Below are 12,896 nucleotides of genomic sequence, written 5' to 3' on the forward strand. Positions count from 1 at the left end.
AGAATAATGAAGTATTTTTTTTACAAAAATTGCCTGATAATTACTACGGCATTTATGGGAACCGATTCCCATTACCCCACCTATAACCATATAGTCATACAAATTAATAACAATTATATATGAACAAATCACCATATATAAAAAACAAAAAAGGTTATAGTTATGTTAAAGAATAAAATCTTATACGGAGTATTAGCTCTATTTGTAGGTTTTGCTATTTCATTCAGTACGGTTAACGCTCAAGTTACCGGAGAACAAGAGAGAGAAAGCCTAAACAATTTCAAAGGTAAGGTGGTGGATGCGTCTACAGGACAGCCTCTTTCTGATGTAACTGTCCGAGTTCAAGGGCAGGACCAAGAAGCAACCACTGATCAGGAAGGTATATTCGAGTTTGATAATCTTTCTGCAGAAGGTTCAACCACTGAAGGAATGGGCGAAGCCGGAGAAATTACTATTGAAATCGAGCATGAAGGGTATGAAACCCTCTCAGAAACGATTAGTCCTGAGGATTTAAGAAGTCAAGGACAACAACAAGGCCAAGAGCAAGAACAAGGCATGAATGAAGATATCATGACCTTTGAGCTGCAGCCTAAAGAAGGTGACTATTAATCATCTGTCTTTTTCAATAGTCTCTTTTTAAAGTCTTAAGCCACCCTGTCTCAACGGGGTGGCTTTTTTTGTTTCAAAGATGAGCTATTTCAAATGGTTGTAAGGTAATTCTTGTCCAAATTGAAGATTTTTTTACAAAAATTGCCTGATAATTACTACGGCCTTTAGTGGAACCGTTTCCCGTTACTCTACCTATAATCATATAGTCATATAAATTAACAACAATAATATATGCGTAAATGTGCATAAAAAAGGTAATCAACTATGTTAAAAAATAAAATCTTATACGGAGTGTTAGCTCTATTTGTAGGTTTTGCATTGTCATTCAGTACGGTTAACGCTCAAGTTACCGGAGAACAAGAGAGAGAAACAGAAACAATGAATCAATTTAAAGGTAAGGTGGTTGATGCCTCAACAGGAGAGCCTCTTTCTGACGTTACAGTCAGAATACAAGGGCAGGACCAAGAGGCCACAACCGACCAGGAAGGTATGTTTGAATTTGACAACCTTTCCGCGGAAGGTACCACTGAATCTGAAGGGGTAGGACAAACTGGTAGTGAAGTTACTATCGAAATTGAGCACGAAGGTTATGAAACCCTTTCAGAAACCATACGACCTGACTATTTAATGAGTCAAGGACAACAAGTTCAAGAGCAACAAAATGTTTACATGACTTTTGAGCTTCAGCCTCAAGAAAGTGACTTTTAACTTTTACTAATAGCTCTTTTAAGCCACCCTGCAAATAGCGGGGTGGCTTTTTTTATTTTATAGATCAATTTTCTGGCATATCATTTCCACGTGGCACGAAAGCTTGGATATCTGTGATTTCACGTCCCAGGATAAGACCGTGAATATCGAATGTGCCTTCATAAGTATTTACAGATTCCAAATTCATCATATGATGAATGACGCGATATTCGCCGGTAATGCCGTTAGCACCATGCATATCCCGAGCCATGCGTGCTATTTTTAATGCCGTTCCACAGTTATTGCGCTTTGCCAGCGAAACCATAGAGTGATGAGATCGCCCCTCATCTTTAAGCTTACCCAGTCGCCACGCCAGTAACTGCATCTGCGTAATATCAGTCAACATATTAGCTAATTTTGTCTGTGGTAGCTGATTGGCCCCGATAGGATACCCAAACTGTGTGCGATCAAGCACATATTCACGCGCTTTTTGATAACAGAATTCGGCAGCTCCCACTGTGCCCCAGGCAATGCCGTAGCGAGCACTGTTGAGACAGGTGAACGGTCCCTTTAGTCCGCGAATATCGGGAAAAGCATTTTCATCGGGTACAAAAACATCCTCGAAAATCATTTCGCCTGTTTCTGAAGCGCGAAGCGACATTTTATATTTTGTCGCCGGAGCGCTGTAGCCCTCCATATCTTTCTCCACAATAAATCCACGAATTTCGCCTTCATCATCTTTATTCTCCTTGGCTTTGGCCCAGACAATTCCTACATCGGCAATAGGTGAATTGGTAATCCACATTTTGGCGCCGTTGAGAATCCAGCCGCCGTCGGTTTTTACGGCTGTGGTAGCCATCGAGCCGGGATCCGACCCGTGATCGGGTTCTGTTAATCCAAAACATCCAATAAGTTCGCCGGTAGCCAGCTTGGGCAGAAAACGCTCTTTCTGTTCATCCGTCCCGAATTTGAAGATCGGAAACATTACCAGCGACGACTGCACCGACATAAACGAGCGATAGCCCGAATCCACGCGTTCAACTTCACGGGCAATCAGTCCATAAGCAGTCTGGCTGGCATCTACACCACCATACTCTGGCGGCAGATAAGAACCAAGCAGTCCCAGATCGCCCATTTCCTCGGCGATATCCTGATCAAAATATTCTTCCTGATTTCCTTTTAGAGCCCGCGGCTCTAGTTTACTCTGTGCGTAGTCGCGAGCTGTCTCCATGATCAGGCGATCATCTTCTTCGAGCTCGGATTCAAATTGAAAGGGATCGTCAATGTTAAAACTGTTGCTAGGCATAGATAATGAATTGGTTGCTTGTTTTTCTTCCGGTGCAAGGTAAGCGCTAGTCAAATAAATGTAAACGGTAATCGTACGCAGTTGGCAGTTACCAGTGAACAGTGGTGCACTCTTCTGATTCCTGATAAGTGATCACTGCCAATACTCTTTTTTAAGCTCACGTGCAATAATCATCCGCTGCACTTCGGAGGTACCTTCGCCGATCGTCATTAGCTTGGCATCACGCAAAAAACGCTCAACGTGATACTCTTTGATATAGCCGTAGCCCCCGTGAATTTGCACGGCCTCATCCGCAGCACGCACGGCCAGTTCTGAGGCAAAAAGTTTTGCCATCGAAACCTCTTTGGTAAACGGCTTATCCTGATCTTTCAGCCAGGCGGCACGGTGGACAAGAAAACGGGCAGCATCAATTTCAGTAGCCATATCGGCCAGTTTTTTTTCGATAGCCTGGAAATTACCGATGGGCGATCCAAACTGCTTACGTTCACCCGCATATTTCATCGACTCCTCCAGCGCTCCGCGCGCAATACCCACCGACAAGGCGCCAATGCCGATACGTCCGCCATCAAGAACTTTCATTGTGTCAACAAAGCCTTCGCCGAGTTCACCGAGCAGGTTTTCTTCAGGTATCTCCACATCCTCAAAAACAACTTCGGTGGTGTCACTGGAATTCATTCCCAGTTTCTCCATTTTTCCGCCCGGCTCCACGCCATCCCATTCTCTTTCGACAATAAAAGCGCTAATTCCTTTTGTGCCTTTATCGGGATCTGTCTTTGCCAGTACAACGTAGATATCTCCAACTGATCCCTGCGTAATAAATATTTTAGATCCGTTGAGAATCCATGTATCACCATTTTTTGTGGCTGTTGTTTTTAATCCCGATGCATCACTACCTGATCCAGGTTCAGTCAGGCACCAGGCTCCCAATTTTTCCCCCTCTGCTAAAGGTGTTAAGTATTTTTCTTTTTGGGATCGGTTTGCTGCAAGTGCTATGTGTCCGGATGCCAGAGAAGTATGCGAAGCTACTGTTAGTGCCAGTGAAGCATCCCAGCGGGCAATTTCTTCGATAGCCAGACAAAAGCTGACATGTCCCACGCCGCCGCCACCATACTCTTCAGGATGAATCATACCCATAAATCCTTGATCGGCCAGCCTCTCGATGATGTCATGTGGAAATGATTTTTGGGCATCGCGCTCTTTTACGCCGGGTGCAACATGACGTTCTACAAAATCTTTCATGCTCTCTTTGATAAGCTGTTGTTCATCGGAAAGATCGAAGCTCAAAGCAGCTGATTCTTGAAGTACATTTTTACTCATAAGACAGAATTACAAATGATTGAAGTTTTCTTTTAATAAAAATAAAAAAATTGGGGCAAATCATTTTGTAATAATTGATCAGCTGATAAAAGGCAGAAGAGAAATTCCAGTTTGTTGTAAAGCTTCTTGTTTTGGAACAACTGAATTTAAATCGAGTTGGTATAACTGATAGTTGACTAACTAGATAAGACACTGTCAACATCTTTTAATAAAGGACAATAAAAATAAAGACGCTATATGTATTTATTTAATAAAAAAGTTCTCATTTCAGCGCTAACGTTAATGATTGGACTTGCAATGATTTCTACAGAAGCACTGGCTCAAGAAGATCAGCCAGCGGAATTGACAGGACAAGTTGTTGATGCTTCGAGTCAAGAGCCTGTTGCTAATGCTCAGATAACATTGCAAGGCGAGAATCAGGAGACAACTACCGGTGACGACGGAACCTTTACTTTTGAAGATATTGAGCCCGGTACTTATACCCTAACGGCCTCAGCTGAAGGTTATCAGGATTGGGAGCAAGAGGTTGAAGTCACTGAGCAAGGTGGCGCAGTTCAAATTGCACTAGAGCCATCTGGTGATTCATAGAATTCAATTATAAAAAAAATACAGGCCGTCCATTGGGCGGCCTTTTTTATTTGCTGATCCATTCAGAGCCATTCTCTTTCTTAGCTTATAGCAGATATTAGGGTTTCCACGCAGAGCCTGGGGTAGTTGGTTACGACGTAGAGCATCGTCACGAGATAAAGTAACAACTCGTGGGACGACAAATCCAGTCGGTCCACGAGGTTACTATCCGAAATTCCAGGTTACACCGCGGCCGATTTCAGGATCGGGATAATTCCACTCTACAGCGCCCTGATCACAGGCATACATGCAGGTTCCACATTCGATGCAATCCTCCACCTGGAAATGAACATCGCCATTTTCATCCATCGTGTAACAGTTTGCAGGGCACACATACACGGTACACTTATGCGGACAAACATTATTGCAGATATCCGTATCTACCTTAATATGAGGCTTAATTTCGGATTTGGCCTGATTTCGATAACTGACCAGTCCCAGTCGTTCCGTAAGATCGAGTAATTTCATAGTGACTTTGCTCCTTTAAATCCTAATTTCATTAAATCCCAGTATGAAGAGTGCTCTTTGACCGATTCCATAAATTGCTGCCGTGATTTTTTGGTGGGGCTGTCATCAATAGTGAAAAACTTACGCCCGAAATCGCAAACCAAATTCGGTACATCCGTAAACATTTCTGGTTGGTGCAACATTCGAACAGCATCCTGAAAGTTGCGCATATCCTTCATCACATAACTTTCCTCCAGCGCCTGGCGATATTCCTTCATTGTATCGCTGGAAAAATCATCGCGCTCTTTGGCTTTGATGATAGTCTCGGCGCCCAGAATTCCAGATCGCATAGCGTAATCCATTCCCTGAATCGCTTTTCCAGCATTCATCAACAGGTTCGCCGCTTCGCCGCACAGCAGTAGTCCATCTTTATAAACCTCTTTGGGCATCACGCGCATATCGCCGGATGACACCACATGTGCAGAATACTCTACCACTTCGCCCCCTCGAATCGTATCTTTAACTACAGGATGGCTTTTGAAATGATTCAGAATATCCTGCGGCTGTTTTTGTTTGTTGCACATATCCTTGATGCCAACCACCAAACCTAGAGAAATAGTGTCACGATTGGTGTATAAAAATCCACCGCCTTCTACGCCGTCGGTCGAATATCCCAGAAACTCATTTGACATACCGCTGAGTCCATTCAGCTGAAATCGATCTTCCAGCTCTTTCTGATCAAACCGAATAACTTCTTTGATACCCGTTAGCATATGGTCGGCGGGTACATAATCATCCTGTAGTCCAACCTGACGCGTCAGCAAATTATTAACGCCCTCGGCAATGATTACACTGTCGGCATGAAATTCCTCTTCACCGGTGCGGATCCCAACAGCTTTATCGTCTTCCATAAGTACTTCATCAACCTTGATATTTGTGGCGATGAACGATTCCATAGCATAATCACTGTTATCGATCTCTTCCTGAACCTTATTTGCCAGCCAGCGGTCAAATTTGGAACGCAGTACTACAACGCCAGAATAAGGAGTTTCATTGAAGTGAGATGATTTAAAATCTATCGAAAAGGTTGACTGATCATCCATGAAGGTGAGGCGCCGGTGATTGATATAACGTTCCCAGCCGCCATCTTCTTCCTCCCAATATTCCGGGACGAGCCGGGCCAGATCACGTCCCCACAATACGCCACCGGAGACGTTTTTAGAGCCGGCAAATTCGCCTTTCTCGATGAGCAGAAACTTCATGTTATTACGGGCTAGTATCATAGCTGCGGCCAAACCAGCAATACCCGCTCCTACAATTATACAGTCAAACTTTTCATCCATCATTATTTTATGAGGTTATTTAAAACTTATTAGATAGCGCAAGCGTCCGCTTGTGCTATCGTCCGAGCGAATGCCCGAACGATGGTTATTTTGATCTCGTCGCAATGCTCCGCGTTGCGACGGAAGGATACGTGACGACGCGGAGCATCGTCACGAGATAGATCGCTATTATGCTTTAATCTTCTTGAGTTCCTCAATAAACGGTGGCAACACCTTATAGAGATCGCCCACAATTCCGTAATCGGCAATATCGAAAATCGGGGCATCGGGATCTTTGTTAATAGCTACAATCACTTTACTGTTCGACATACCCGCTACATGTTGGATAGCTCCTGAAATCCCAACAGCAATATAAAGCTGCGGGGAAACAACTTTTCCGGTTTGTCCGATTTGCAGGCTGGGATCCATAATACCCGCTTCAGTGAGAGCCCGTGAGGCACCAATACTTGCACCCAAGACTGAGGCCAGCTCTTCGATAAGCTCTTGTCCCTCTTCATCCTTGGTCCCGCGGCCGGCTGCAACAATCGTTTCAGCCTCCGATAGATCAACTTTATCTCCTGAGGCTCCGACAACTTCGCGAAGTTTCGCCTTAATTTCACTTTCGTCGATGCTAAAGTCGATATTTACTACTTCGCTGTCTGCAGGGGATTCTTCGAGCTCGTACGATCCAGAGCGGACAGAAACAAGAATTGTATCGTCGGAAGCTGTAGCTTCAGATAATATTTTTGCCGCCATAACCGGACGCGTGGCTTTGATGCCATCATCCGTAAGCTCAAATTCTGAGACATCCGACAGAACCGCCGCATCTCGTCGGGCTGCCAAAGCACCGAGAATATCTTTGGTGCTTTCTGTTGAGCCGAATCCAAAAATGTAGGGATCGGCTTCGTCCATCACCTGTGAAAGTGCTTTGAGCAGAGGAGCATTCATATGATTTTCAAAAATAGAATCCTCTATAGTATAAATTTTGGAAGCGCCGTATTGTTTAACCTGATCGACATAATTTGAAGCCTCAGCATCAATAATGACGGCTTCTGTAGTATGGCCGTTTTCTTCAGCTAACTTCCGCAGATGAGACAAAACTTCGAGAGAAGCACGTTTAATTTTTCCATCACTGATGGCAATATGTGTTAGTAGAGTACCCATGATTGTAATATTTCGTTCTAAATTTTGTTGACTGGTTAAATGCGTGATCCCGTAATGCATGAAATGTAGCTCACCACGCATTAGGCGTTACGAATTAGACTACTTTTGCTTCTTCGTCTAGGAGCTTAGCTACTTTCTGAGCCATCTCTTCCGGTTCACCCTCAAACTTTTGTCCGGGTTCACGCTCCGGCTTTTCCATGTAACCGGTAACTTTGGTTTTGGCAGCCAGCTCATCTTCATTCAGGCCCAAATCATTAAGCTCAATCGTTTCCATCGGTTTGCGCTTCGATTGCATAATGCCTTTAAGACTGGGAATCCGCGGCTCGTTCATATCATTGGAACAGGTTACAAGACAGGGATGAGGCAGTGCGATAATCTCTTGTCCCGCATCACCCTGACGTTTGACAACCAAGGCATCTTCTTCTAATTCGAGCCCCACCGCATTGGTTGCATAAGGCAATCCCAAATGATCAGCAAGCATTCCGCCGGTCAAGCCTGCGTCGGTATCCTGCGACTGCTTTCCACAGGAGATTACATCGTATTCTTTATCCTCGAAAAAGGTTGAGAGAATCTTTGCATATGTAGCAGAGTCATATTCCTCATCGCCATTTGTCTGGATATGTGTTGCTTTGTCGGCGCCCATGGCCAGAGCCTTGCGAATCGTCTCTTTTGCTTTGTCAGGACCTACAAGAACTACTTCAACCTCGCTGTCATCCTGATCTTCTGTTAAGACCAAAGCTTCTTCAACAGCAGAAGCGTCGTAGGCATTTAGGATCATTCGATCGGTATCCTGAATCAGGTTTCCGTCCTTTATCTGAATAGGCGCGTCTACGTCCGGAACCTGCTTGATGCAAACATAAAATTTCATACGATGAGATTATTTTCAGTTAGAATGGAAATTATTGTAATGAACAGGCGAAGAATATACAAAACCTGAAGTTAAAAATTCAGTGGGCAGTGCTCAGACAACAGTTGGCAGGATGCAGTTGGCGGTAGGTGGTTGGCAGTAGCAGTGGACTGGTTGCACAAAATCGTCATTCAAAGTTCACCATTCATTATTCAGTTCACTGTAGCTTGCGGTATTCGGAGAGGTGGCTTTGGTCAATTTCAGAGAGAAGATTAAAAGCTTCAAGCCGCACTTCTGGCTCGGCATCCTCAAAGATTGAGACTAGTTCCCGGTATTTGGCATTGAAGAAGATATCAAACAGTACATCACTGGATGTATTCCTTTGTGCCTGCTGTATTTTTTCCAATGCTTGTAGTACTTGTTGACGAGCTTTTTGTGGATCATCTAAAAATAGATCCAGGCCGTGTCTGTGATACTGATATATCGCTCGACGATAGGGTTCAAAGCTAGTGCTTAGCAGATCTGATGTCAGCTGCGCGCGATTTCTTCGATTGTTACCCCGCGACCAGCCATCCGAAGAGGTCGTTTGTGCCAGTGATACTATATCCTGTGCCTCTCTATAATAGGATGAGCCGCCCAGTTCTTCGAAAGAATCGAAGTCAAATCCCAAAACGATATATACATAAAAATCTATAAAACTGGTCAGTTCATCGAATTGCAGATCGTCGTGAATAAGACTCCGATTGGGAGTATAATTAAAAACCCAGTTATCATCACTGAAAAGAAAAACAGCGGTCTGGCGTGTAGAATTATAAACAGGTCTGCGGCTGCGGATAAAAACCTGGGCCTCTACATTATAATCATTGTCAACGCTAAGCAGCGTGATCTGCATCTGCATATTAATGCGTTCATAATCACGAAAACTGGTACTGGTCCATTGATATTCGCTGATATATGATTCCAGCTCGTTCGACAGGTTATCAAGGAAGCTGAGCGACGTACCACTCACCTGACTGCGATCGATTGTGATATCGGCATCAAGCTCCTGAGCCACTATGGATCGAGTTATCCCAAATGCCAATGACAGTGTCATGCAGCAGATTAGAAAATTATAACGGAAAGAATTATTCATTTCGATTCAATAGATTGTTCATCAGATTATTCATCGGGGTATAATTATATCCACCTCATATGATACGAAAGCTGTTGCATTTACGCAGTAATTTGAGAGTCGTTCTGAGTGCAGCCTTTTTATTGCTGTTTTTCGGATCCCAGCAGGTTAAAGCCCAGGCTGTGATTGGTGCCAGGGAATTGGCAGTGGGACAGGCTGAAACGGCTCTTGTGGGAACGACATGGGCCATGTTTGCCAACCCTGCCATGATGCCGGAGAATCAGCGCAATGCTTCTTTCTTTGGTGTTCGCCATTTCGGTTTTGCTGAAATAACAGATATGGCAATGTCGCTTACCCATCCAACAAAATTTGGCGTACTGGGAATTGGTGCTCACCGCTACGGTTTTGATCTGTTTAACGAAAACAGGCTGCGGCTGGGCTACAAAAATTCTTTTGTGGGATTTCATTACGGGGCTATTCTCAATTATAGTCATGTCGTGCAAGGTGGTGGTTATGGATCAGCTGGAGCATTTGGCGTAGATGTAGGACTGGCAGCACGGATTATTTCTGATCTGTGGATCGGAGCCAAAGCCACGAATGTCAATCAGCCGGAATATGGATCGCGCAACAACGAAAAACTGCCTCGTGAACTTAGCGTGGGTCTCTCTTATCAATTGTCCGAGATGGCTTTGTTTACCACAGACGTAGTGAAAGACGTTCAATTTCCCATTTCGTACAGGGGAGGAGTGGAGATCAATATCATTAAGGGATTAACAGGCCGTGCGGGTATTATAAAAGCACCACAAATGTTTACGGCCGGATTTGGTTACAGCGGATCATTCTGGAGCGCCAATGTCGCTGTCCAGCGACACGAAGATCAGGTTTTGGGATACAGCCCTGCCATCGATTTTAAAATTTGCTGGTGATGGATCGTATCTTATTATTATATATAGTATTAGGAATATCTTTGCTATGGTCAACGCCTTCAGCAGTTTGGGCACAGGATCAGGATACAACTCGTGCGGAGGTCGAAGAAGATCTTGAAGAAGCAATTGAGGTTTTTGATCCCCAAAACACGGAGTTCGACAGTGAAGAACTTACCCAGTATTTACAAGAATTAGCAGAGAATCCCATCAATATTAATCGGGCCGGAGTAAAGAACTTGCTGGAAGTGCCGGGACTCAACCTCAAAAAAGCTCGAGCCATTATCGATTATCGGGAAAACGAGAAACCGTTTGAATCGATTTCTGAGCTAAGTGATGTATCTGGCATTGGACGTGTAACGCTCGAGAAAATGATGCCATATGTGACTGTCGGCAGTGGATTGGAGCTGACTAGATCGCTTTTTACGGATTACCAGTACTGGACCAGCGGCGGGCGGTTTCAGGCGTTTAGCAGATATCAACGGGATTTGCAGGAGGCGCAGGGATATCAGGAAGATCCTTCTGAGGGAGGATATATCGGCAGTGCCGTTAAATATTACCAGCGTTTCGGTTACCAGAGTGACCACGTATCGATGAATATTACTCAGGAGAAAGATCCCGGTGAAGAGCTCGTGGGTCCAGTGCAGTTTGATCACCAAAGCTGGCATGTGGCCCTGGAGAATAATGGCAACCTAAAGATGCTGGTTGGCGGAGACTATAGTCTTTCATTCGGACAGGGATTGGTGCTGTGGAGCGGAGTTGCGTTTGGGAAAGGCAGTGATGTGGTGGGAACGATAAGCCGAAACGGTCGCGGGATCAAGCCCTATACTTCGGCGCAGGAGACCAATTACTATCGCGGTGCAGCGGCCACGTATGGCGACAAACTTCAGATTACCGGATTTTTTTCGAGTCGCAAACGCACTGCAAGTGAAATCAGTGAAGATACCACACGCTTTCCGCAAACCAGCGGTTACCATCGGACAGAAAGAGAATTTCTTCAGCGAAATAATCTACAGCACAAGTTGTTCGGTGGGAATATCCAGCTGGAATTGCCTTTCGGTATTATCGGTGCCACCGGCTATCAAACTATCTTTGATCGATATATAGCTGCCAGAAATCAGACATATGCCCGATATGATTTTGAAGGAAAGTCGAATTCTGCTTTCGGAGTTGATTATCGTTTTATCGCTGGTCCGGCCGTAGTTTTTGGAGAGGCGGCTCGCAGTGAGAACGGAGGCATGGGATTTATTACCGGAGTGGAAAGCGAGCTTGGTAGTAAAACAGAGATGACACTGGCCTATCGCAATTATCAGAAAGAATTTCAGTCGATATTGGGCAGCGGATTTGGAGAAGTATCGGGGCAGCCTAAAAATGAGGAGGGCGTATATTTGGGATTGCGGCATACGATCGGCAGTCGTATCACTTTGAGCGCTTACGTTGACCAATTTCGATTCCCTAGTGCACGGTTTGGTACTAACCAACCTACACAAGGTTACGATTGGTTGGGTAAGGCAGAGGTGGAGCTGACGTCAGATTTGAATTTCTATGTTCAGTTGCGGAGTGAAATTGAGGATGATGAGTATGAGACGACGGATGATTTTGGGCGGATTCAGCGCGAGCTGGGGGAGGCCCGGCGGACCAGCTTTAGGGCCAATTTGGCGTATTGGGTGAATTCAAAAGTACGACTACGGACGAGAGGAGAGCTGGTCCAAAGTCAGCAGGCGGGAGAAGAACTGGAAACAGGGTATCTGATGTATCAGGATCTCCGACTGCTGTTAAATGATCGTATCCGCCTTGATACCCGCGTTACTATGTTTGATACCGATAGTTTTGCCACGCGTGTTTACCAGTTTGAGAATGATCTGCTGTATGTATTTTCTAGTCAATCGCTGTTTAATAAGGGACAGCGTTTGTATCTGCTCTTGAATTATGAGGCGACTGATTATTTCCAGCTTTGGGCAAAGTTTGGTGCTACCGTTTATGAGGATGAGCAAGTGGTTGGCAGTGGATTAAATCAGATTGAGGGAGATACACGAAGCGAGATCGGATTGCAAGCAAGAGTAGTGTTTTAGAATAATCACCACTATCCTATTTCTTTCAGTTGCTCTGCGACTGAAGGCTATGGACGCTCTGCGTCCGCCTTTTAAATAGCTTCAATCCTAGTACAACCGGCAGAACCGCTCGTGTGTCGTGCTTGATGTTCTAATGAATGGTCGGGCAGGATGCCCGACCTACATCAAAGCTAAATCCTGTCCATCCTTCAATCCTGATAATATCGGTTCAAATTATTGATGTAGAAAGTAGATAAAGGGCAGAGTTAGCAAACAGCCTTCAGGCAACTTCGGTTTATATTTTAGCCCGGTTCTTTCCCCGAATCCTCGGGACAGGCCCTGTGGAATGCCACCTTGTGGCCCTCCGCTTACTCGGAGGATTCCACGAGGGCAGGCAAGGCCGGGCTAGAACTGAATGCTTATCAGCCGGGTAAGATGGCCGACCTACAATATTAGTTCTGTTTAAGGAACAGCTGATATTCTTT

The 12,896-nt window shown here is 44.8% G+C and carries 12 protein-coding genes; 5 read left to right on the top strand and 7 right to left on the bottom strand.

Annotation, left to right across the window (positions count from 1 at the left end; translation table 11 throughout):
- Window positions 1–162 precede the first annotated feature (162 nt).
- A complete protein-coding gene (locus ACT3ID_RS03535; protein ID WP_491540611.1) occupies window positions 163–609 on the top strand; it encodes a carboxypeptidase-like regulatory domain-containing protein in 447 nt (148 codons plus the stop codon).
- A 264-nt stretch (window positions 610–873) separates the two neighbouring features.
- Entirely contained in the window at window positions 874–1,317 is a 444-nt protein-coding gene (locus ACT3ID_RS03540) for a carboxypeptidase-like regulatory domain-containing protein (RefSeq protein WP_491540612.1), read from the top strand.
- 64 nt (window positions 1,318–1,381) lie between these two features.
- Here the strand turns inward: ACT3ID_RS03540 and ACT3ID_RS03545 are convergent, their stop codons facing one another.
- Together ACT3ID_RS03545 and ACT3ID_RS03550 are read right to left on the bottom strand one after the other, a co-directional pair.
- Window positions 1,382–2,602: an acyl-CoA dehydrogenase gene (locus tag ACT3ID_RS03545; RefSeq protein ID WP_491540613.1), complete on the bottom strand. Its 1,221-nt coding sequence runs from the start codon at window positions 2,600–2,602 to the stop codon at window positions 1,382–1,384.
- A gap of 132 nt (window positions 2,603–2,734) precedes the next feature.
- A complete protein-coding gene (locus ACT3ID_RS03550) occupies window positions 2,735–3,919 on the bottom strand; it encodes an acyl-CoA dehydrogenase family protein (RefSeq protein ID WP_491540614.1) in 1,185 nt (394 codons plus the stop codon).
- 297 nt (window positions 3,920–4,216) lie between these two features.
- On the opposite strand from ACT3ID_RS03550, the gene ACT3ID_RS03555 reads away from it, so the two are divergent.
- Window positions 4,217–4,507 carry a beta-sandwich domain-containing protein gene (locus ACT3ID_RS03555; RefSeq protein ID WP_491540615.1) on the top strand — a complete coding sequence of 97 codons (291 nt, stop codon included), beginning with the start codon at window positions 4,217–4,219 and terminating at the stop codon, window positions 4,505–4,507.
- A gap of 204 nt (window positions 4,508–4,711) precedes the next feature.
- Here ACT3ID_RS03555 and ACT3ID_RS03560 read toward each other — a convergent pair whose 3' ends face one another.
- The 5 genes from ACT3ID_RS03560 to porD all read right to left on the bottom strand — a co-directional run bounded on the left by ACT3ID_RS03560 (window position 4,712) and on the right by porD (window position 9,458).
- Window positions 4,712–5,014, bottom strand: a complete 303-nt coding sequence (locus ACT3ID_RS03560) for a ferredoxin family protein (RefSeq protein WP_491540616.1) — start codon at window positions 5,012–5,014, stop codon at window positions 4,712–4,714.
- A complete protein-coding gene (locus tag ACT3ID_RS03565; RefSeq protein WP_491540617.1) occupies window positions 5,011–6,339 on the bottom strand; it encodes an FAD-dependent oxidoreductase in 1,329 nt (442 codons plus the stop codon). The genes ACT3ID_RS03560 and ACT3ID_RS03565 overlap by 4 nt, the downstream gene beginning before the upstream one ends.
- Before the next feature lie 165 nt (window positions 6,340–6,504).
- Window positions 6,505–7,479 carry an electron transfer flavoprotein subunit alpha/FixB family protein gene (locus ACT3ID_RS03570; RefSeq protein ID WP_491540618.1) on the bottom strand — a complete coding sequence of 325 codons (975 nt, stop codon included), beginning with the start codon at window positions 7,477–7,479 and terminating at the stop codon, window positions 6,505–6,507.
- A gap of 94 nt (window positions 7,480–7,573) precedes the next feature.
- Window positions 7,574–8,347, bottom strand: a complete 774-nt coding sequence (locus ACT3ID_RS03575; RefSeq protein WP_491540619.1) for an electron transfer flavoprotein subunit beta/FixA family protein — start codon at window positions 8,345–8,347, stop codon at window positions 7,574–7,576.
- 196 nt (window positions 8,348–8,543) lie between these two features.
- Window positions 8,544–9,458 (bottom strand): type IX secretion system protein PorD, encoded by a 915-nt coding sequence (gene porD / locus ACT3ID_RS03580; RefSeq protein WP_491540620.1) that lies wholly within the window; start codon window positions 9,456–9,458, stop codon window positions 8,544–8,546.
- 59 nt (window positions 9,459–9,517) lie between these two features.
- Between porD and ACT3ID_RS03585 the strand changes: the two genes are divergently transcribed.
- Together ACT3ID_RS03585 and ACT3ID_RS03590 are read left to right on the top strand one after the other, a co-directional pair.
- Window positions 9,518–10,363 carry a hypothetical protein gene (locus tag ACT3ID_RS03585; RefSeq protein ID WP_491540621.1) on the top strand — a complete coding sequence of 282 codons (846 nt, stop codon included), beginning with the start codon at window positions 9,518–9,520 and terminating at the stop codon, window positions 10,361–10,363.
- On the top strand, window positions 10,363–12,432 hold the full coding sequence (locus ACT3ID_RS03590) for a helix-hairpin-helix domain-containing protein (protein WP_491540622.1): 2,070 nt from the start codon (window positions 10,363–10,365) through the stop codon (window positions 12,430–12,432). Before ACT3ID_RS03585 ends, ACT3ID_RS03590 begins: the two co-directional genes overlap by 1 nt.
- Window positions 12,433–12,896 lie beyond the last annotated feature (464 nt).

The sequence above is a fragment of the Fodinibius sp. GM108 genome, from assembly GCF_058386985.1.

Excerpts from the sequence above, each read along its gene's own strand:
- ACT3ID_RS03570 (WP_491540618.1), bottom strand. The coding sequence starts at position 7,479 with ATGGGTACTCTACTAACACATATTGCCATCAGTGATGGAAAAATTAAA.
- ACT3ID_RS03540 (WP_491540612.1), top strand. The coding sequence starts at position 874 with ATGTTAAAAAATAAAATCTTATACGGAGTGTTAGCTCTATTTGTAGGT.
- ACT3ID_RS03550 (WP_491540614.1), bottom strand. The coding sequence starts at position 3,919 with ATGAGTAAAAATGTACTTCAAGAATCAGCTGCTTTGAGCTTCGATCTT.
- ACT3ID_RS03590 (WP_491540622.1), top strand. The coding sequence starts at position 10,363 with ATGGATCGTATCTTATTATTATATATAGTATTAGGAATATCTTTGCTA.
- ACT3ID_RS03575 (WP_491540619.1), bottom strand. The coding sequence starts at position 8,347 with ATGAAATTTTATGTTTGCATCAAGCAGGTTCCGGACGTAGACGCGCCT.
- porD (WP_491540620.1), bottom strand. The coding sequence starts at position 9,458 with ATGAATAATTCTTTCCGTTATAATTTTCTAATCTGCTGCATGACACTG.
- ACT3ID_RS03545 (WP_491540613.1), bottom strand. The coding sequence starts at position 2,602 with ATGCCTAGCAACAGTTTTAACATTGACGATCCCTTTCAATTTGAATCC.
- ACT3ID_RS03535 (WP_491540611.1), top strand. The coding sequence starts at position 163 with ATGTTAAAGAATAAAATCTTATACGGAGTATTAGCTCTATTTGTAGGT.
- ACT3ID_RS03555 (WP_491540615.1), top strand. The coding sequence starts at position 4,217 with ATGATTTCTACAGAAGCACTGGCTCAAGAAGATCAGCCAGCGGAATTG.
- ACT3ID_RS03560 (WP_491540616.1), bottom strand. The coding sequence starts at position 5,014 with ATGAAATTACTCGATCTTACGGAACGACTGGGACTGGTCAGTTATCGA.
- ACT3ID_RS03565 (WP_491540617.1), bottom strand. The coding sequence starts at position 6,339 with ATGATGGATGAAAAGTTTGACTGTATAATTGTAGGAGCGGGTATTGCT.
- ACT3ID_RS03585 (WP_491540621.1), top strand. The coding sequence starts at position 9,518 with ATGATACGAAAGCTGTTGCATTTACGCAGTAATTTGAGAGTCGTTCTG.